We start from the raw sequence: 20601 nt of genomic DNA on the forward strand, positions 1-20601 counted from the left end.
TGAAATGGGTCAGCAATCGTATGGCGATGCTGACCCACCGATTGCTATTTCCCTTTGTAATCGCCCGGGCGTTTTTCAAAAAACGCGTCAATTGCTTCCATATGATCTTCAGTAAAGTGGCTAAGGGCTTGAAATGCTGAAGACATTTCCAAAAGACTGTCGAGCCGTGTATGTTCACCTTCCCGCATCAGTTTTTTAGACAAACGCAACGCATGAGGGGGATTTCTGGCAATCCGACCCGCAAGCTCATTCGCCGCCGCCAAAAGATCGTCATCTTCAACAACACGGGAAACCATGCCGTATTCAAGGGCGGTTTCCGCATCAATGACATCCCCTGTAAAGGTCAGTTCAGCCGCGCGGCTTCGACCAATTGTTCGGGGCAAAAACCAAGCGCCGCCATCACCGGGAATAATCCCCAAAGCAACAAAGGTTTCGCCAAACTTCGCTGATTTACCGGCAATTCGGATATCACACATACAGGCAAGGTCGCACCCGGCACCAATGGCGGGACCGTTCACCGCCGCAATTGTTGGCACTTCCAGATTGTAAAAGGCCAGCGGGATCTTTTGAATGCCGTGGCGATAGCCTTGCCGCAGTTCTGTCGGAGACCCTGCGAAAAGCCCTTCTTTGTCCCGCATGTGCTTAACATTCCCGCCAGCAGAAAAAGCTTTGCCTTTCCCTGTCAGGATCACACAGCGGACGCTGTTATCTTTGTTAATTCGCTCCGCAGCATCAACAAATGCGCGAAAAATGAGATCGTCAGAGAGGGCATTGCGCTCCTCCGGACGATTGATCGTGAGGGTTACAATTCCCTCATTCTGTTCATAAATTAATGGTTCAGTCATGATCCGATAACTTTAGAAGAGTTTTGCCGTCTTGCAAACAAGATAGATATCCCTATCACTTTTTTTCATTTTTGGGTGGGGTTCCTTAACGGGATTGAGTATGGTGCACCGCAAGTGATAACTCGGGAATTCTCATCGTGAAAATAGCAGTCCTTGGAGCCGGCGTTACAGGCGTAACAACAGCCTACTCCCTTGCCAGTCAAGGATACGAGGTCACTGTATTTGATCGCCAGCCAGCCTCCGCCGAAGAAACCAGTTTTGCAAATGGGGGCCAGATTTCAGTTAGTCAGCCCTTCCCCTGGTCCAGCCCTGATTTACCACGCAAACTCATCCGCTGGTTAGGCCATGACGCCGCCCCGCTCGTGTTTAAAATGCAAACTGACCCCTATCAATGGGCATGGGGTCTTCGCTATCTTTTGAATTGCCGAACCAGTTTGTTTTTTAAGAACGCTGAAAAAATCGTTGAGCTGGCCAAATACAGCCAAATCGCTTTGAATGACCTGATCAGCGCAGAAAATCTGAAATACGACCGGGAACAAAGAGGTATCTTAAAGCTGTTTGAGACAGACAGGGAAGCAGAAGACGCCCTGATCCGGCAAAAATGGCTGCGCGACCATGGCGTTGATCAGGATTTTCTGACGCGTGAAGGCTGTATGGATATTGAACCATCTCTTCACAATACTGCCTCAAACTTCATCGGGGGCACCTATTCAAAAGGGGATGAAAGTGGCAATGCCCGAGCCTTTACCAGAGCCCTTGAAAGCATTCTGAAAGAAAAAGGGGTGCAATTTCACTATTCCGCCTCCATCAACGGCTTTAACACCACAGCCACAACTATTGACGCGATGATTGTGAATGACCGGACCGAACGTTTTGACGCCTTTGTTTTATGCTCTGGTGCTTTCAGCCGGCCGATTGCTCTAAAGGCCGGGGTCAACCTGCCGATCTATCCGGTAAAGGGCTATTCTGTCAGTATTCCGGTAAAAGGCGTCAATACCGCCCCAATGACAAGCATCACTGATGAAACCCGCCATATTGTGATCAGTCGCCTAGGGGATACTCTTCGTGCCGCAGGAACAGCTGAAATTAACGGGTATCAGACGGACCCTAATTCAGTACGTGAGGATATGGTTCTTAAATCCGTGATGGACCTGTTTCCGGAATGCGGAGATCCTGCCAAAGCCACACGTTGGGCAGGATTACGGCCAATGACAACGGATAGCGTCCCTCTGGTTGGTCCAACCAAAATTAAAAATTTCTACACAAATACCGGGCATGGACCGCTTGGCTGGACCCTGGCCTGCGGATCGGCTGACCTAATCGCCAGACATATCGCTGGAAAAACAACAAAGCTTGACATCTTGGGGTATTCAGTTGATCGTTTCTGATCATCAGGACAACCATTAACCGTTGAAAATGTCCGCTAACAATAAGAACTGGACAATCAATGTCTGCTCCATCCAACTCATTACCAATTGCGCAGTCCTATCAAGGCATTCTGCTGTATTGCACCGCGATTTTTCTGTTTGTTTGTATGGACAGTATCGTGAAATACACGGCGCAATTTTACGATCCGTCACAAGTTGTATGGGCCAGATATTTCTTTCACATGGTGTTGATGACGTTGTTTCTTGCCCCCAGTCAAGGCATGAAACTGATCCGAACCAGCAATTTGAAATTGCAGGTTTTCAGATCCATGCTGCTTCTGGGCGCGACAATCTGTTTCTTTACAGCCCTTAAATATGTTCCCCTCGCCGACGCCGGTGCCATGGGCAGCACATCTCCGTTATTTGTGACGGTTCTTTCCGTTTTGATATTAAAGGAAAAAGTAAGCTTTCGCCGTTGGAGCGCTGTTATCATTGGATTTATGGGGGCTTTGATTATCCTGCGCCCCGGACTTGGCATTGTTCATCCTGCTATGTTTCTCGTCGTTGGCATGTCTGTTTTTTATGCCTCTTACCAGATCGCGACACGGAAACTTGCTGGCATAGACAGTTCTGTAACCACCCTGTTTTATACGGCGCTTGTGGGAACGGTTGTGATGTCCATTGTTGCCCCGTTTGTCTGGACAGCGCCGGATGCCAAAGGATGGGGATTGCTGGCTGTGATCGGACTAATCGGTGGGGTCAGTCATTTTGTGATCATTAAAGCCTTCTCTTATACCTCTGCGTCAACGGCCGCGCCATTTTCCTACACGCAACTGATCTGGACGGCCATTTTCGGGTATTTCGCGTTTGGAGATCTGCCGGATCAGTATACAATTTTAGGCGCCATCGTCATTGTCGCCAGTGGCCTGTATATCCTGTATCGGGAACGGGTTCGCAAACACACCTAGTTTTGGATTTGGCTGACAAAAGTAGACTCATCCCGAAAGGCCACACGGTTTCCGTCGGGGTCAAATATATTAATACACTGTCCCCACGAATTATTGGTAATCTGGGCATCAATATTCTTTGATTTCAAATGATTAAGGGTATTTTCTATACTTTTTACATTAAATCTGAATTTGGTCGAATTTTGTGAAACTGTCTTTCCTGAAGGGACAGAAACACCCCCTGTTTCGATCATCAGATAAGTTCCAAGGCAGTCCAGACAGGCAAGCCTAAAACCTTCCGACTGCTCTTCAAACAACAGTTTCAAGCCCAGCACCTGTTTATAAAATGAAACACAGGCGTCAAAATTTTCCGTGTTTAAAATGATACCGGCCCGAGCAATCTGCAAGGATTTACCCTTCATTGTCGGCCCCCGGATAATAGTCATAAACAGGGACATTTTCTTCAAGGGAATAATAGGATTTGCGACCTTTGGCAAAAACATGCATGGAAACAGGCAGGTCAACATCTCCATCAAGGCATCCGACAAAAATGCTTCTGTCCTTGTTTCCAGCCATTTGCCAGAAAAGGCTGCTTCCGCACTTCTCGCAAAAGCCGCGTTTTGCATGGTCGGAGGATTGAAACCATCGCAATCCCTGATCTTCAGTAAATTCAAAATTTTCGATCGGGGCTGCTGTCGCGGCGACATGATGCCCACTTGCCCGTTGACATTGGTTACAATGGCACATGATCAGATCTCGAAACGGGCCTGTCACATGAAATGTAACCGCCCCGCACATACAGGCTCCTGTTTTCAATTTCTGCCCTTGTGACATGCCTCATTATCCTTTCAAAATAATCCCCATTTATATGGACGGGAAAAACTGTCTTAGTCTTGAAATATTTTTTAGGTAGTATGGTGCGATCCCGGCAACGAGAAAAGTAAAACCAGTGAAAAATATGCACTTGATCACATCCATTGAACAATTGGAAAATCTGTATCAGCCGCCTGCGTCGACCTCTTTGGAAAAAGAAGTCACCAGACTAAACCCTGTTTACAGACGATGGATCGAACAATCGCCCTTTTTTGCGTTGGCCAGTACTGGTCGTCAGGGTCTTGATTGCTCTCCTCGCGGGGACGTAAAAGGGGAATTGCTCCAAATCATCGACGACCAAACTCTGGCCATCCCTGACAGGCGCGGAAACAACCGGATTGATACTTTGCGCAATATTGTTGAAGATCCAAGGGTCGGGTTGCTGTTTATGATACCGGGGATCAATGAATGCCTGCGTGTAAATGGGAAAGCCCAGCTGACCACTAATCCCCAATGGACCACAAAGTTTGAAATGAACGGAAAACTACCAACCTGCGTTATACTGGTAACAATCGAAGCCGTATATTTTCAATGTGCCCGCGCGCTGATGCGATCTGACTTTTGGAACCCGAATTTGTTTCTGACACAAGGCCAAGTTCCAACTGCCGGCGAAATGACGAAAGCCGCCAGCCCGACATTTGACGCCATAAGCTATGATCAAACCTTACTCTCGCGGCAAAAGAAAACACTCTATTAAACAGCTTATGACGGGTCCAATACCTGAACAGCATCCTTGTTGATGGGCTTGCCATCTGCGGCAAATAAATAGCAGTCTGAATATTCAGATTTTTGTTTACAATGTACCAGTGCCGCCTGAATAGCCGTCTGATAGGCATTCGTACCGTTATAAAAGGACCATCCTGCCGAATAAGCATTTGCACTTACAAAAAATGCAGACGCGTCATATTTTTCAGATGCCTCAATATAGAATTTTGCCTGTTTAATCTGTCTGCTGGACAGCTTAAAGCGGCTCATTTGGTAATCGATCACCGGTGTGTTGGAAAGATCAACGGTCTTTGATACGACGTCGAGGAGTTCCTTTTTCCGCGTAGGGTCGAGGCCCGCCCAGACAATAACACCGTTCACGTCAAACAGTCGGCAATTCCCACTCTCAGCCTGTTTTTCACAACTGGAAATCGCCTTGTTCTTTGCAGTAGTAATCCCATCAAGCTTCCGAACAGAATTCCAGGAGACCGTGTCTGTTGTCGGGTCAAAGGCAAACGCACGCGGATTATCGTTTCCAACTTGGATATCGGCCCGGTAAGCCTTATAATTTGAAACAAAGCCGTCCTTGAAAAAATAGATATCCCCGCTGCCATTTTGGACGTCTATCGTTTGACATCCCGCCAGAGTAATAGACCCCAGAAATATACCGGCCATTAAACTCACTTTGTTCATGTGCGCCCTTCCCCCGGGATATAACGCTTTCAATTAAACAGATCAGATTGCTCTTTAAAGCTGAATTATCCAAAAACAATAACCGCCCGGCATTTTTTGACAAGACAAAATTTGTGTATAGGATGCCATCAAAAAAAGGGATCAATGCATGGATATTGGTGTTCTGTTAAACGGCTTTTTACCTGTATTCGGCATCATGATGCTCGGTTTTTATCTTAAAAGCCGCGTTTTAAAAGACGATAGCCAGTGGATCCCCATTGAAAAAGTAACATTCCTGATTTTAATGCCCAGCTTTATCATCGTCGCCCTGGCCTCAGCTGATATGACGTCACTGGCAATTTGGCCATTTGTCCTGACATTACTATGCGCGTTAGCCGTCACCTTTGTGATACTTGCACTGCTTTACCCATCCCTCACCCGGAAGAAAAAACAGAAAATTGCGGCCTATACGTCCCTTTTTCAAACGTCCACACGGTTTAACGGATTTATCGCCCTCGCATTGGTAGCCAGCCTGTACGGTGAAAACGCAACCGCCATTGTTGCATTGGGCTTAATTACAATGATCCCGCCTATCAACGTGGTCAATATTACAGTCATGACGTGGCTCCTGACAGATAAGCAGATTGCGCCCGGTCAAATCCTTCTCAAGATCTTAAAAAACCCGTTAATCATTGGATGTCTGCTCGGTATTGCAATTAATTTAAGTGGTCTGTCACTCTGGCAACCTGTTCATGAGGGCCTGACAATTCTGGGGCGGGCCTCACTTGGCATTACACTGCTAACGGTGGGTGCCGGATTAACACTGGGCAATCTTGAAGCGATGCGCCTGAAGCTTCTTCTAGCCTGCTTCTTTAAATTGGTTTTTATGCCAGCTTTGGTTCTTGTGATTGCCCTGTTGCAGGGCATCAATGGCTTGGAATTAAACGTTCTTATGATCCTTGCTGCCATGCCAACGGCTGCAAACGGATATTTGTTGGCCAGAGAAATGGGAGGAGACGCACCGCTTTATGCAAACGCCTCTTCCCTTCAGGTTATTTTATCCCTTATTGCGATCCCCTTCTGGCTTGAATTTGCCCAACGGGTCACCGCGTAAGACCGGGATGGGTTAACTGACGTGATCGTCCGCCAGATCCAAATAAGTATCAGGGCGACGATCCCGGAAGAATTGCCAGTTATTACGGATCTCACGGATCATATCCATGTCCATATCAGCAACAATCAATTCGTCTTTATTATCAGATGCCTGCACAATCAGTTCACCGCGCGGATTGACGATATAGGACGACCCGTAAAATTCACCAATATTCCACGGGGCTTCTGTGCCAACCCGGTTACTGGCGCCAATGTAAACACCATTTGCAACCGCCGAGGCGGGTTGCTCCAACTCCCAAAGATACTGGCTGACCCCTTTTACGGTTGCAGACGGATTAACAATGTATTCAGCACCATTTAATGCAAGAGCCCGCCATCCTTCTGGAAAGTGCCGGTCATAACAAATATAGACACCCAGCTTGCAATAAGCCGTATCAAAGACAGGCCATCCACTATTTCCGGGGCGGAAGAAGAATTTTTCCCAAAAGCCTGCGACTTGCGGAATATGGGTTTTGCGATACTTGCCCAGATAAGTGCCATCTGCATCGATCACCGCTGCCGTATTGTAATAAATCCCTGTTTTTTCTTCTTCATAAATCGGGACGACAATCACCATGTTGTATTTTTTGGCGTATTCTTTCATCAGATTGACAGTGGGCCCATCAGGCACTTTTTCTGCCGCTGCGTACCATTTGCTATCCTGTGAAGGACAGAAGTAAGGTTGGTTGAATACTTCCTGAAAACTTAGGACCTGAACGCCTTTTTGACCAGCTTCTTCAATAAACGGAATATGCGCTTCAATCATCAGATCACTGATTTCTTTTGGCGACATATCCGTATTTCCTTTTAATCCTACCTGGATTAAACCGGATTTTACGATAGCCATGACACCTCTCCTGTTTGCTGTTTTATGCCGTTTAGGATGACAAAATATATTTTTTGACCAATTGGTCAGGATTTTAACTATCCTTTTTTAAAAGGCAAAGTTAAAATAGAAAAAATGTTGGCCGGGAACTGGGACTTGCGCCACATTATCGCTAGAGAAATGGATAAACAGGAGGTGGGTATGTCAACCCTGATTAGAGGCGGAACCGTCGTCACATCAGAAACAAGTTTTCGGGCTGATGTCTATTGTGAGGATGGCATCATCAAGGCCATCGGTGAAAATCTGGAAGTACCATCAAACGCAGAAGTCGTTGATGCTGGTGGTCAATATGTCATGCCGGGCGGCATTGACCCTCATACCCATATGCAGCTTCCATTCATGGGGACAGTTGCGTCGGAAGATTTCTACACAGGAACTGCCGCTGCGCTTGCCGGAGGAACGACACAAATTATCGATTTTGTTATTCCTGATCCAGAAGAGCCCATTATGGAAGCCTATCAAAAGTGGCGCGGTTGGGCGGAAAAATCTGTTGCGGATTACAGCTTCCACGTCGCCATCACCTGGTGGGATGACACCGTTCACCGGGATATGGGTATTCTGGCCGAACAGGAAGGTATTAACTCCTTCAAGCATTTCATGGCGTATAAAAACGCGATCATGGTCTCTGACGAGATGATGATGGCAAGCTTTAACCGCTGCCGCGAATTGGGCGCAATGGCCACTGTCCATGCTGAAAATGGTGAAATGGTCTATTACCTTCAGCAGGAAATGCTGAAACAGGGCATCACGGGCCCGGAGGGGCACCCGCAATCCCGCCCACCGGAAGTTGAAGGCGAAGCCGCAAACCGGGCAATTCGGACAGCACAGGTCTTGCAAACTCCAGTTTATATTGTTCACGTTTCCTGTAAAGAATCCCTGGAAGCCATCACCCGCGCCCGCCTTGAAGGCCAACGGGTGTTCGGCGAAGTCCTTGCGGGACATCTTTTGATTGATGACAGTGTTTATTATAACGAAGATTTCGAATTTGCTGCGGCCCATGTGATGAGCCCCCCTTTCCGCCCCAAAGATCACCAGCGGGAATTGTGGCGCGGTTTGCAGTCTGGTAATTTGCAAACAACGGCAACCGATCACTGTTGTTTCTGTGCCCCGCAAAAAGCTGCAGGTCGCAACGACTTCACCCAAATTCCAAACGGAACTTCCGGTGTGGAAGATCGCATGGCAGTCCTTTGGGAACATGGGGTTAATCAAGGCAAACTGACGATCAATGAGTTTGTAAAGGTCACATCAACAAACGCCGCTCAAATCTTTAATATTCATCCGCGCAAGGGATCCATCAGTGTGGGTGCCGATGCAGATATTGTGGTCTGGGACCCTGAAATGACACGGACCATTTCGGTCAAAACCCATCACCAGAACATCGATTTCAACATCTTTGAGGGGATGGAAGTCAAAGGAAGTCCAAGCCACACTATCAGTCAGGGCAAAGTTGTCTTTAAAGATGGTCAGCTGAATGTTGTCAAAGGCGCCGGCCGCTATATCAAGCGTCCAACTTTCAACAGTCACTTTGATGCCTTGAAAATCAGAAGAGAAAAAACGGCTCCCAAAAGCGTCAACCGGCCTTCTGCTGCAGCCGAATAAAGGAAGACAGGCCCGAATATTCGCGCCTGTCTAACGATAAAAACCCCCGTCCCGCAACGGGGGTTTTTATTTTAGATTATGGGTATTGCTTTTTATTACTGAATAGACGATCGAACTCGCCACTTTTTTGCATGACCTGCAGGTAATAGTCCACTCGATCCACCAATGCTTTATGTTTGGCGTTCAAGTAATGATAAAGGTCAAACTCGATCAGGGCTCGCCCCCTATAAAATTTGTTTTTATACCTTTTTGCCTTGATTTCCCGCTGGATGCTATGTTCGACCGAGACAACAACGTCAATTCCACCATCAAATAACTTACCTAACATGGCTGGATAGTTGTCGAAAAAAACGATATGCGATCCCTTCGCCATTCTTTCGGCCCAAACAATCCCTCTTATGATCCCAACCCTCAGATTTTTCAGCTCTCTTTGAGAATTGACAATTCTGCCATCGATCGAGTAGGCATATCCACTGATGCGCATGAAGGGTGTGGGAACCCGGATCAAGTTTGGATACAGGTCCCCGATTTCAGCGATCCGAAACACAAGGCCATCTGTTTCATTATTTACTGCGGATAAAAGGCTTCGGCGGGCAGGTAAAATTTTGAAGGCAACGTCGATGTTCATTTTGGCATAAAGTGCGGTTAAAACACGTGCCCCTGCTTCATGGGTCGGGACCCCCATACTTTGCGAAATTAGTAAGCGGGCAGGACGTTCGTTCGCAGCCGTATCGTTTTCAAAAACAACTAATACTGCAAGACACAGAACAACAAGATACCAAACCGCAGATTTCATACAAAAGTCCAAAATACTACATAAAAGCCGACGCTAATAGACTATCAGAAAAGCCAAGTAATATAAGATAAATCTTATTATTTGTGAAAAAAATGAGGAAATTAAGGCTACAAGACAAAAAAAGAGGCGCCAAAGCGCCCCTTAATTCGGAAATTTGTATTCCTTATTTAATTTTGGAAGCCATGTCCCAAATTTCCTGAGTATAGGCACCGACTGGCGCTTTACTAATCACAGGTGCTGATTTACCGGACAACAAAGTTGCAACTGTCCGTTTATAAGCCCGTTCGTTCAAACGTCCCAATTTTTCGGTATCAATCAGTTTTGCAATTTCGCCCATCATCCGACGCTGATGTTTCTCAGTTTGTGCACCGGTTGCATCATTTTCAAGAACGATATCCGCCGCTTCGTCAACATTTTCGACAGAGTAGTTCCAGCCTTTAAGAGATGCTTTAACAAAACGAGCAAGTTTGTCTTTCATTTTTGCATCTTTGAGGCTGTCTTCAAGGACATAAAGACCGTCTTCAAGCGTCGCAACGCCCTGTTCTTCATATTTGAAAACGCTGAGTTCAGCTGGCTTCAGACCTGCATCCAGAACCTGCCAGTATTCGTTATATGTCATTGTAGACACACACGCGGCCTGTTTCTGCAATAGAGGATCAACGTTAAAGCCCTGTTTCAATACTGTAATGTCCGCACCAGTACCGTCTGTTTTCAGACCCAGTTTATCCATCCAGGAAAGGAACGGATATTCGTTTCCGAAGAACCAGACGCCCAAAGTTTTTCCTTTGAAGTCTTTTGGGCCCGAAATTCCCATGTCTTTACGACAGGTGAGCATCATGCCTGATTTGGAAAATACCTGTGAGATATTGACCAGCGGAACACCTTTTTCCCGAGTTGCCAGTGCAGAAGGCATCCAGTCGATGACCACATCTGCCCCGCCACCGGCAAGAACCTGTGCAGGAGCAATATCCGGTCCGCCCGGTTTAATTGTAACGTCCAGACCAACTTCGTCGTAAAAGCCTTTGTCTTTTGCAACATAGTAGCCCGCAAATTGTGCCTGAGTGACCCATTTTAACTGCAATGTCAGCTTATCTGCTGCTTGTGCCGTTACGGCCGCCAAACTCAGCATCGCTGCTGTCGCCATTAACCCAATCTTTTTCATAATCTTCACCTCTCCTGTTAGACTTTTATATTTGTTTCTTCCCTTATTATTTTTATCTTTATTATCCTGTATAAATTCTTCAGCGTCTAGCTTCTTGAACTCCGATATGAGGGGTGCCAGAAAGTAAGTGACCGCTCAATTATTGCAAGAATACCGTAAAATAACGAACCAGCGACCGCTGCAACCGCAATTGTCGCCCAAACGATATCCACATTCATTCTTCCTACTTCTGTCGAAATACGAAATCCCATCCCGACAATTGGTGTTCCAAAAAATTCGGCAACGATCGCCCCGATCAACGCCAGCGTGGAATTAATCTTCAGCGCATTAAAAATGAACGGCAACGCATTTGGCAATCTGACGAAGAAAAGAGTTTGAAAATAAGACGCTGCATAAGACCGCATCAAATCCTTTTCCAGATGGCTGGTGGCCTCCAAACCTGCCAGCGTATTCACCAGCATGGGGAAGAAGGTCATAACAACAATTACTGCCGCTTTTGACTGCCAGTCAAACCCGAACCACATCACCATAATGGGTGCAATACCAACAATCGGGATAGCGCTGACCAAAGAGCCCAAAGGCAACAGGCCCCGTTGCATGAACGGAATTTTGTCAACGAGAATGGCGACCAAAAACCCTGATCCGCACCCAAAAGCAAACCCGCTCAGCACGGATTTAACAAAAGTCTGGTAAAAATCACCGGCCAATATGTCCAGATTTGCCATAAAAGCCAACCCGATCAAATCCGGGCTGGGCAGCAAGACCGAAGGTACCTTGAAACCGGTTGTCACCACCTGCCAGATGTATAATAGCCACATGCCAAACAACGCTGGAACCACAAGGGACAGAAGCTTGCTATCCTTCACTTGCCCTGACATATGTTCCATGGCACGCCAGGCATAAAATCCCAACCCGATCACAAACAACCATAGTCCGTAAGCACTAAAAGAATGAACGGTATTTGCTTCGATTAAGGCAAGCGGTGCTGCCGCTGCAATTATAACCCCGGCAATAACCACCAGGGCACCCACCCTGCCGGTTGGGCGTGTTAACATATAAAAAACGGCGATTACCAGCCCGATGACCGCCAAACTAAGGGCGGACAAATCATTGGTCCAGCCAAAACCTGCCTCTTCCACCATACCAACGGGAAGAAACAGGGAAAGTAGTCCCAGTATCAGAAAAACCAACATGGGGCGATCTTGAGATATCGTCCTGATCATGTCCTATATCCCATTTTACCCATCACAATTTTTTCTATTACCGATACCAGATAAACCAGCAACATTCCCAAAACCGAAGCCACGATCAACGCCGACCATATCTGAATGGTTTGTCCATAATAGGATCCGCTTAGCAACCGCGCACCAATACCAGAGACCGCGCCCGTTGGCAGTTCACCAACGATCGCGCCAACAAGACTGATAGCGACAGCAACTTTCAGGGATGTAAACAAAAACGGAACCGATGCAGGGACTCTCAACTTCCAGAAAATCTGAGCTGTTGAGGCACTATAGGTTCTCATCAGATCCATTTGCAGAACATCGGGAGAACGAAGCCCCTTCACCATGCCAATGGTAATCGGGAAAAAGCACAGATACATGGAGATAATGGATTTCGGAATTGTCCCCGTAATACCCAAATTCCCCAACACCACAATAATCATCGGCGCAATTGCCAGAATTGGAATGGTCTGGGAGGCAATAACCCATGGCATCAGGCTACGGTCCAGTGTCTGAACATGGACAATGCCGACCGCCAGCAAAATGCCTAAGACACTTCCCAAACCAAAACCAAGTAACGTCGCCGAGGTGGTCACCCAGGCGTGATAAACAAGGCTGCGTTTTGAGGTGATTTTCTTTTGAAAGACGGTTTTGTTGATTTCGGTCGCGATTTGATGCGGGGCCGGCAAGATGGGTCGTTCCATCGCCCATGCATCCGAAACCAGTTTTTCTGCATCCCAGGAAATTTCGTTGCGTTCGTAGTTGGAAATCAGGGTATCTTTGTTTAAATAGACGGCCCCGGCATACCAAATAACAAGAAGACTGAGCAGAACTGTTAGAACTGGCAGCGTTTTTCCGTAATAGAGCCTCTGCCAAACTGTGGCACCCGCTGGATTAAGTGCCATATCAGTCATCGTATGAATGTCCTGCCCTAAGCCCTTCGCGGACCCGATGGGCTATTTCCAGAAATTCCGGTGTTTCTCGAATATCCAGCGTTCGGTCCCTTGGAAGATTACAATCAATGACATCGGTAATCTTACCAGGCCGTGGTGACATCACGACAATCTTCGAAGAAAGAAACACAGATTCTGGAATAGAATGGGTTACGAAAATAACCGTTTTCCCTGTTTGATCCCACAACCGGAGCAATTGTTCGTTCAAATGATCCCGTGTGATTTCATCCAATGCCCCAAATGGCTCGTCCATTAGAAGAAGGTCAGGTTCAACCGACAAAGCCCGCGCAATGGATACACGCTGCTGCATCCCTCCCGATAACTGCCATGGAAACTTTTTTTCGAAACCTTCCAGATTGACCAGCGACAGATTTTTTCTGGCTCGCGCCAGCTGCTCTTCTTTGGAAAGCCCCATGATTTCAAGGGGAAGCATGATGTTCTTCTGAACCGTCCGCCATGGATAAAGCGCGGGCGCCTGAAACACATAGCCATAAGCGCGCTTCTCACGGGCCTGTTGCGGTGTCATTCCATTAACAGAAATCGTTCCATTCGTCGGTTTTTCCAAATCGGCGATAACGCGCATAAGCGTCGTTTTACCGCAACCCGATGGACCAATAAAAGAAACAAAATCCCCTTCATTGATCGTTAGATCCACATCACTCAATGCGTGAACCGGAGCATCCGGTGTCTCGAATATTAAATTCAGCTTTTCGATCTCGATGACCGGTTTTCCCATATCAGTCATCGCATTTGTCCCTTCGTCAGGCCCCAATGATCGGTGCATCCCAATGCTTTACCTCTCTTATACAAACGCAGTCAGGACCTTTCTTTTACAGAAAGGTTCCCATCCTGAACAACGTACTCTTTTCGATTACACTTGTTACGCTACATTCGCCCGTTCCACAACCGCATGCAATAAAACATTGCAGCCGGCAGCAAGATCTTCTGGGGTGGCTTCTTCAAGTTCGTTATGACTGATCCCGTTTTCACACGGAACAAAAATCATCCCGGTCGGGGCAACGCGATTGATATAGCAGGCGTCATGCCCAGCACCGGAAATGATGTCCATATGGCTGTAACCAGCCATTTCTGCACCGTGCCGAACTGCTTTGACACAATCTTCATCAAAAGCAACAGGTGGCGAATACCAGATTTGTTCGAATTCCAGTTCAAAGCCGCCTTCTGAAGTGACTTTTTCAGAATATTCACGAAGCTCCCGATCCATTTTAGACAAAATTTCATCGTCAGGATGGCGGAAATCAACAGTGAAGAACACTTCACCCGGAATGGTATTTCTGGAATTGGGGCTGGATTGTATCAAACCCACTGTTGCACAGGCATATGGCTGATTGTCCAGTCCAATCCGGTTAACCTCTGTTACGATTTTTGAGGCAGCCACCAAAGCATCTTTTCTGCGGGCCATCGGTGTTGGGCCTGCATGGGCCTCCTGACCGGTTACTTTAATTTCGTACCAGCGTTGCCCTTGAGCGCCTTTTACAACGCCAATTGTTTTTTCTTCATGCTCCAGAATAGGACCTTGCTCGATATGAGCTTCAAAAAATGCCTTAATCTCGCGGCCCCCGACTTCTTCATCACCGGCATAACCGATACGTGCGAGTTCTTCGCCCATGGTCTTTCCGTCAAGATCGGCCCGGCTGAGGCCGTAATCCAAATCAAAGACACCAGCGAAAACGCCGGAAGACACCATGGCTGGCGCAAATCTGGATCCTTCTTCATTTGTCCAGACCGCAACTTCAACCGGATGCTTGGTCTTTACATCATAGTCATTGAGTGTCCGAAGAACCTCAAGACCCGCGAGAACACCGTAAACACCGTCATACTTACCGCCGGTCGGCTGAGTATCCAGATGGGAGCCCATCATCACAGGGGGCAAATCATCATCCTGACCGGCCCGACGAGCGAAGATATTGCCCATTTTATCCACTTTAATGGTGCATCCAGCTTCCTTGCACCAGTTAGAAAAAAGGTCCCGGCCGTCTTTATCAAGATCGGTGAGAGCCAGGCGGCAACAGCCGCCCTTTTCTGTTCCGCCGATTTTCGCCATTTCCATGAGACTGTCCCAAAGACGATCCCCTGTCACATTCATATTTTTCATTATCAATTCACCACTTATTCTGCTGCTGAACGGTGAGGATTACGCGGATCCTGATTCCAGTTCATATACGGTTTCCCGTTGTCCTGTTCGACCATCGTAATACATTCATCAACTGGACAGACCAATTGGCACAGGTTACAGCCAACGCATTCTTCGTCAACCACTTCATAACGACGATCGCCATCAACACGACCTGCTGTGATGGCCTGATGGGACGTATCTTCACAGGCAATATGACAGAGCCCGCATTTGATACATTTGTCCTGATCAATCAGCGCCTTAACGTCATAGTTCATGTTCAGCTGGTTCCAGTCCGTGACGTTCCCCGACGCAAGGCCGCGGAAATCATCAATGGTCTTGTACCCTTTGCTATCCATCCAGTTTGACAGACCCGTTTTCATATCATCAACGATTTTAAAACCGTGATGCATGGCGGCAGTACACACCTGAACGGTTCCGCATCCGAGTGAAATGAACTCGGCAGCATCGCGCCAGTTTGAAATACCACCAATGCCTGACATTGGAATATTCTGACATTCTGGATCACGCGCGATTTCGGCAGTCATATTCAATGCGATTGGCTTCACGGCAGGGCCGCAATAACCGCCATGAGCGCCTTTTCCGTCCACGGTGGGTGTCGGCGCCATGATATCCAGATCAATATTCACAATCGAATTGATTGTATTAATCAAAGAAACCGCGTCTGCCCCGCCGCGCACTGCCGCACGAGCAGATTGACGGATATCCGTTATGTTGGGTGTCAATTTAACAATAACCGCCATATCTGAATGCTGTTTGCACCAGGCCGTTACCATTTCTACATATTCAGGAACCTGACCAACCGCGGCACCCATGCCGCGTTCTGACATGCCATGCGGACAACCGAAATTCAGTTCGATCCCATCGGCGCCGGTTTCTGCGACCCGTCCAAGAATATATTTCCACGGCTCCTCTTCACAAGGGACCATCAACGACACGATGATCGCCCGATCCGGCCATGCTTTTTTAACCCGTTTGATTTCTTCCAGATTAACATCCAGCGGACGATCTGTGATCAGTTCGATATTATTCAGCCCTGCCATCCGCTGACCACCATAATTGATGGCACCATAACGAGATGAGACATTCACCACCGGCGGGTCTTCACCCAACGTCTTCCAGACAACGCCGCCCCAGCCTGCTTCAAAGGCACGAACAACGTTAATTTCCTTGTCTGTCGGAGGCGCACTGGCCAGCCAGAAAGGATTGGGGGTTTTGATTCCTACGAAATCATAGCTTAGGTCTGCCATTTTATAATCCTTCCTCAGGCGCTTAAATATTTGTCGATTGCATGGGCGGCAAGTTTACCGTCCTGAACAGCGGCTACTGTCAGGTCTTCTCCGCCCAAAATGCAGTCTCCGCCTGCATAAATTCCGCTAATGGAGGTTGCTTTGTCGTCATTGACAACAATTCGGCCATCCTGCACTTCAAGGCACGCGGCCTCTTCCGTAACAGGGTCGGCAACAAAGACCTGTCCAATTGCTTTAAACACCATATTTGCCTGAAGGGTAAAGGTTTCGCCGGTGCCGTTCAGCTTACCGTCGTTGCCAATTTCAGTATATTCAAACTCCATGCCTGTCACGACACCATCAGATGACAATATTCGCGATGGTTTGGCATAGTGACGAATGGTTACGCCGTTAATCTGTGCATATTCCTGTTCGTGATGGGTGGCGCTCATGGCGTCAGGCCCCCGGCGATACACAAGGGTCACTTCTTCTGCCCCCAAACGTTTCGCCTGCACAGCCATATCAATTGCCGTGTTACCACCGCCGATAACCACAACCTTGCGCCCAATCGGAACGTCTGTTTTCGTGGATGACTGACGTAGCTGAGCGATAAAGTCGACCGCATTATAAACACCGCTGACATTTTCATCATCAAGGCCAAGAGACCGCACCGCGCCTAAACCGCCACCAAAAAAGACAGCGTCATACTCTGCCTTTAATCCAGCGAGTGAAATGTCCTTACCAAGCGCCTGACCATATTTGATCTCGATACCGCCAAGGCTTAATATGAAGTTGACTTCTTCCTGCGCAAAATCGTTGGGAACTTTGTAGGCTGCAATGCCATACTCGTTCAGTCCGCCAGCTTTTTCTTTTGCTTCAAACACAACAACATCATGTCCGAGCATCGACAGACGATGAGCCGCTGAAAGACCGGCAGGCCCTGCCCCGATGACAGCGATTTTTTTACCGGTTGAAGCGGCCCGTTCAAAAGGCTGCTCGCCGGTTTCCATCAGCCAGTCCGTAGCAAAGCGTTGCAGTTTACCAATTGTAACCGGTTTACTTTCCTGCGTGGTCCGCACGCAGGCTTCTTCGCACAGAATTTCAGTCGGACAAACCCGTGCGCAGGCACCGCCCATGATATTCTCTGTCAGAATATCGATGGCAGAACCGCGATAATTTTCTGTCTGAATTTTCCGAATAAAGTTTGGGATATCGATCCCTGTCGGACAGGCTTCCATGCACGGTGCATCAAAGCAAAAATAACACCGGCTTGCTTCAATGCCAGCTTGCCGCGGATCTAGCGGCGGATACATGTCCTTAAAATTTTGTGAGAGCTCGTCAGCGGACAGACGTCCGGCTGCGATATCTGCGATATCACCCATCTTGATAGTTCCTAGCCCAGTTAAACTTATACCCCGGCATGGCGCCGGTTTTTCCCATAAAAAAACCATAGCTAGAAACTGACCAAACGGTCAAGAAATAATTTGACCATCTGGTCAGGTTTTATTCCGTTTCCCTGAACATCTATAAAAGGCCGTTTAGAAAACCCTTGTATATCATTGTAATATTGTCTCTTTCTCAAATTGCTCGCGAAGCGTCCGTTTTAGGATTTTACCCGTCGCATTTCGGGGTAAGGCTTTCACAAATGTCACATTCTTCGGAATCTTAAAGCTGGCTAATTGTAATTTGCAATGTGCCAAAACATCACTTTCGGTCACTGAGGAGCCGGCTTTTAAAACAAGTACAGCGCATCCCGTTTCACCCCATTTTTCATCTGGCAACCCAATAACCGCCGCCTCCACAACATCGTCGAGTTGGTAAAGGATATTTTCAACCTCAGCCGGGTACACATTTTCCCCACCCGAGATATACATATCCTTTGTTCGATCCAGAATATAATAGAACCCGTCTTCATCCATCCGGCAGGCGTCGCCCGTGTGCAGCCAACCATCTGTGATGGTTTCGGCAGTCGCATCAGGCCTGTTCCAGTAACCCGGGGTAATGTTGGGCCCCCTCACCCATAATTCGCCCATTTCACCAGGGACGACGTCTTCACCATTTTCATCAACAATGCGGACTTCATTATGCAAAACAGGTTTTCCTGTGGAACCCGGTTTAGCCATCGCCTCACTTGTATCCAAACCCAGAACCGTGGGGCTGGTCTCGGTCATACCGAAGCCCTGAGCAATTGAAAGGCCCCGGGCATGATAGGTTTCCAACAACGGAACAGGTACCGGTGCGCCCCCGATGCCCGCCGTTTTCATTCTCGAAAAGTCGGTTTTTTGGAACTCAGGCTGTTGCGCCATAAATTGATAATTCGCGGGAACTCCAAAGAAATGGGTTAGACCATAGTCAGGATCCCCGATAATCCGAAGACATTCGACAGGATCAAAATTTCGCATGATATAAACAGTGCCGCCTGCATGAATTACGGGGTTGGTATAGCAATTGAGGCCGCCCGTATGAAAGAGGGGCAAAACGGACAGATGAACGGTATCAGGCGAAATCCGGTGGGGCATGCCCAGATTGATGGCATTCCAAAAGGTCATGCCATGGGTGATCATCGCCCCCTTCGGCAAGCCCGTTGTGCCAGAGGTATACATAATCGCCGCCAGATCATCATGCGTTAGATCTGAAATTGCCGGCAGCGGTGTGTTGCGCGATATGCCATCTTCATAGGCCGTTTTTCCGCCCGCCCCATCTGCTTCAATCACATGCCTGACACAGGTCACCTCGGCGGCGACGGCATCGGCAACCTCTTTGAATTCAGACCCGCAAATCAACATTTCAGGCGCAGCGTCGCCCGCGATAAACACCAATTCAGGGACCGTTAGACGCCAGTTAAGTGGCAGAAACACAGCGCCAACCTTATTGCAGGCAAACTGAATTTCCAGAAAATCGGTTGAGTTGGCCATTAAAACCCCAACCCGATCCCCTTTTTTGATGGATAAATCGTGTTTTAGATATCCGGCGAGCCGGCTACACCGATCATTGAATTCAATCCAGTTATAGGACCGCCCGCTTTCCAGATCACAAACGGCCTTTTCGGTCCCCCGGAAATTTGCGTGATGCTCCAACCAGTCAAATACTCGAACCGATCCCATGGTCCCCTCCCTTTATTATTTTTATAATAAAAGGATAGCCAAAGAAAATTTCGATTAAAAGCAACTAATTGTAGAATGCGGGAAAAGGCCGACCCTAACATCACCCCAAAAATGTAAAAAGCCGGCCAAAAGCCGACTTTTTATCAATTCGCACCATGATATTAAATCAAGCAACCTGCGCCATTTGTTCTCGTTGAATAAGGGCGCACAGTCGTTTCATGCCATCGCGGATCACATCAGGTGAACAGGTCGAAAAAGAAAGACGCAATGTGTTGGCCCCTTTTTCATCGGCAAAAAACGCTTTACCGGGAACAAAAGCCAATTTTTCGTGGGCAATGGATTTTTCAAGCAGATCTTTTGCATCCATCCCTTCAGGCAGCGTAATCCAAACGAACATACCGCCCTTGGGGACAGTGTAGCTGGCACTATTAGGAATATACTGACGCAACGCATCCAGCATCGCATCGCGGCGCTTTCCATAGACATCCCTTAAAATCGCAACATGTTCGTCCAGACCATTGGAAAAAAGCTCATGGGCGATGATCTGATTGAGGGTCGACGTATGCAGATCATTCGCCTGTTTCAACAAAACCATTTTATCCAAAATGATCTTGGGGGCCGTCGTCCAGCCGACACGCAAGGCGGGCATCAATGTTTTTGAGGCTGTGCCCATTTGAATAACAAGGCCCTTTTCCTGCCATTGCCCTTTGCCCAGAAACGCCCCTTCAAGCTCTAACAACGAAGGCGGCGGCGGGGCATCATAATACAAGGTCCGATAGGCCGTATCTTCAAAAATAACAACGTCATACTGATGGGCCAGCTCGATAATCCGTATGCGGCGATCTTCCGGAATTGTCATGCCACCCGGATTCTGGAAATCAGGGATAGTGTAAAAAAGCCGCGCGCCTTTTTTAAAGGCTTCTTCCAGACTTT

20 protein-coding genes are annotated in these 20601 nt (G+C 47.8%); 5 read left to right on the forward strand and 15 right to left on the reverse strand.

Going from position 1 to position 20601, the window contains the following annotated elements; genetic code table 11:
• Nucleotides 1-44: 44 nt before the first annotated feature.
• Nucleotides 45-845 carry a crotonase/enoyl-CoA hydratase family protein gene (locus tag ACJAYR_RS14090; RefSeq protein WP_415237200.1) on the reverse strand — a complete coding sequence of 267 codons (801 nt, stop codon included), beginning with the start codon at nucleotides 843-845 and terminating at the stop codon, nucleotides 45-47.
• A gap of 137 nt (nucleotides 846-982) precedes the next feature.
• On the opposite strand from ACJAYR_RS14090, the gene ACJAYR_RS14095 reads away from it, so the two are divergent.
• Together ACJAYR_RS14095 and ACJAYR_RS14100 are read left to right on the forward strand one after the other, a co-directional pair.
• Nucleotides 983-2233: a D-amino acid dehydrogenase gene (locus ACJAYR_RS14095; RefSeq protein ID WP_415237201.1), complete on the forward strand. Its 1251-nt coding sequence runs from the start codon at nucleotides 983-985 to the stop codon at nucleotides 2231-2233.
• Nucleotides 2234-2292: 59 nt separating this feature from the next.
• Nucleotides 2293-3180, forward strand: a complete 888-nt coding sequence (locus ACJAYR_RS14100; protein WP_415237202.1) for a DMT family transporter — start codon at nucleotides 2293-2295, stop codon at nucleotides 3178-3180.
• Here ACJAYR_RS14100 and ACJAYR_RS14105 read toward each other — a convergent pair.
• Entirely contained in the window at nucleotides 3177-3581 is a 405-nt protein-coding gene (locus ACJAYR_RS14105; protein WP_415237203.1) for a VOC family protein, read from the reverse strand. The two genes, ACJAYR_RS14100 and ACJAYR_RS14105, sit on opposite strands and share 4 nt — an antisense overlap.
• Complete coding sequence (locus ACJAYR_RS14110) at nucleotides 3571-3993, reverse strand: GFA family protein (protein ID WP_415237204.1); 423 nt, start codon at nucleotides 3991-3993, stop codon at nucleotides 3571-3573. Before ACJAYR_RS14110 ends, ACJAYR_RS14105 begins: the two co-directional genes overlap by 11 nt.
• Before the next feature lie 124 nt (nucleotides 3994-4117).
• Between ACJAYR_RS14110 and ACJAYR_RS14115 the strand changes: the two genes are divergently transcribed.
• On the forward strand, nucleotides 4118-4729 hold the full coding sequence (locus ACJAYR_RS14115) for a pyridoxamine 5'-phosphate oxidase family protein (protein ID WP_415237216.1): 612 nt from the start codon (nucleotides 4118-4120) through the stop codon (nucleotides 4727-4729).
• Nucleotides 4730-4734: 5 nt separating this feature from the next.
• Here the strand turns inward: ACJAYR_RS14115 and ACJAYR_RS14120 are convergent, their stop codons facing one another.
• Nucleotides 4735-5430 (reverse strand): hypothetical protein, encoded by a 696-nt coding sequence (locus ACJAYR_RS14120; RefSeq protein WP_415237205.1) that lies wholly within the window; start codon nucleotides 5428-5430, stop codon nucleotides 4735-4737.
• A 148-nt stretch (nucleotides 5431-5578) separates the two neighbouring features.
• On the opposite strand from ACJAYR_RS14120, the gene ACJAYR_RS14125 reads away from it, so the two are divergent.
• Nucleotides 5579-6523: an AEC family transporter gene (locus ACJAYR_RS14125; RefSeq protein WP_415237206.1), complete on the forward strand. Its 945-nt coding sequence runs from the start codon at nucleotides 5579-5581 to the stop codon at nucleotides 6521-6523.
• Nucleotides 6524-6535: 12 nt separating this feature from the next.
• Here the strand turns inward: ACJAYR_RS14125 and ACJAYR_RS14130 are convergent, their stop codons facing one another.
• Nucleotides 6536-7408, reverse strand: a complete 873-nt coding sequence (locus tag ACJAYR_RS14130; protein ID WP_169545412.1) for a nitrilase-related carbon-nitrogen hydrolase — start codon at nucleotides 7406-7408, stop codon at nucleotides 6536-6538.
• A gap of 180 nt (nucleotides 7409-7588) precedes the next feature.
• Between ACJAYR_RS14130 and hydA the strand changes: the two genes are divergently transcribed.
• Complete coding sequence (gene hydA, locus ACJAYR_RS14135; protein ID WP_415237207.1) at nucleotides 7589-9046, forward strand: dihydropyrimidinase; 1458 nt, start codon at nucleotides 7589-7591, stop codon at nucleotides 9044-9046.
• Nucleotides 9047-9122: 76 nt separating this feature from the next.
• Here hydA and ACJAYR_RS14140 read toward each other — a convergent pair whose 3' ends face one another.
• From ACJAYR_RS14140 to ACJAYR_RS14185, 10 genes are all read right to left on the reverse strand, one after another.
• Nucleotides 9123-9842, reverse strand: coding sequence for a substrate-binding periplasmic protein (locus tag ACJAYR_RS14140; protein ID WP_415237208.1), 720 nt, complete (start codon nucleotides 9840-9842; stop codon nucleotides 9123-9125).
• A 163-nt stretch (nucleotides 9843-10005) separates the two neighbouring features.
• Nucleotides 10006-11007, reverse strand: coding sequence for an ABC transporter substrate-binding protein (locus ACJAYR_RS14145; protein ID WP_407696680.1), 1002 nt, complete (start codon nucleotides 11005-11007; stop codon nucleotides 10006-10008).
• 83 nt (nucleotides 11008-11090) lie between these two features.
• Entirely contained in the window at nucleotides 11091-12227 is a 1137-nt protein-coding gene (locus tag ACJAYR_RS14150) for an ABC transporter permease (RefSeq protein ID WP_415237209.1), read from the reverse strand.
• Nucleotides 12224-13132, reverse strand: a complete 909-nt coding sequence (locus ACJAYR_RS14155) for an ABC transporter permease (protein WP_415237217.1) — start codon at nucleotides 13130-13132, stop codon at nucleotides 12224-12226. The genes ACJAYR_RS14150 and ACJAYR_RS14155 overlap by 4 nt, the downstream gene beginning before the upstream one ends.
• 1 nt (nucleotide 13133) lies before the next feature.
• A complete protein-coding gene (locus ACJAYR_RS14160; protein WP_407696679.1) occupies nucleotides 13134-13925 on the reverse strand; it encodes an ABC transporter ATP-binding protein in 792 nt (263 codons plus the stop codon).
• A 135-nt stretch (nucleotides 13926-14060) separates the two neighbouring features.
• The gene (locus ACJAYR_RS14165; RefSeq protein WP_415237210.1) at nucleotides 14061-15296 is read right to left on the reverse strand and encodes a Zn-dependent hydrolase; all 1236 of its coding nucleotides are present in this window, start codon (nucleotides 15294-15296) and stop codon (nucleotides 14061-14063) included.
• A 14-nt stretch (nucleotides 15297-15310) separates the two neighbouring features.
• Nucleotides 15311-16585, reverse strand: coding sequence for an NAD-dependent dihydropyrimidine dehydrogenase subunit PreA (gene preA, locus ACJAYR_RS14170; protein WP_415237211.1), 1275 nt, complete (start codon nucleotides 16583-16585; stop codon nucleotides 15311-15313).
• A 14-nt stretch (nucleotides 16586-16599) separates the two neighbouring features.
• Nucleotides 16600-17946 (reverse strand): NAD(P)-dependent oxidoreductase, encoded by a 1347-nt coding sequence (locus ACJAYR_RS14175; RefSeq protein ID WP_415237212.1) that lies wholly within the window; start codon nucleotides 17944-17946, stop codon nucleotides 16600-16602.
• A 174-nt stretch (nucleotides 17947-18120) separates the two neighbouring features.
• Nucleotides 18121-19668 carry an acyl-CoA synthetase gene (locus ACJAYR_RS14180; protein ID WP_415237213.1) on the reverse strand — a complete coding sequence of 516 codons (1548 nt, stop codon included), beginning with the start codon at nucleotides 19666-19668 and terminating at the stop codon, nucleotides 18121-18123.
• A gap of 166 nt (nucleotides 19669-19834) precedes the next feature.
• On the reverse strand, nucleotides 19835-20601 hold a 767-nt coding region (locus ACJAYR_RS14185), incomplete at its 5' end, for a PLP-dependent aminotransferase family protein (protein WP_415237214.1).

Origin of the sequence: Sneathiella sp. (assembly GCF_047631475.1) — a bacterium.
Lineage (GTDB): Bacteria > Pseudomonadota > Alphaproteobacteria > Sneathiellales > Sneathiellaceae > Sneathiella.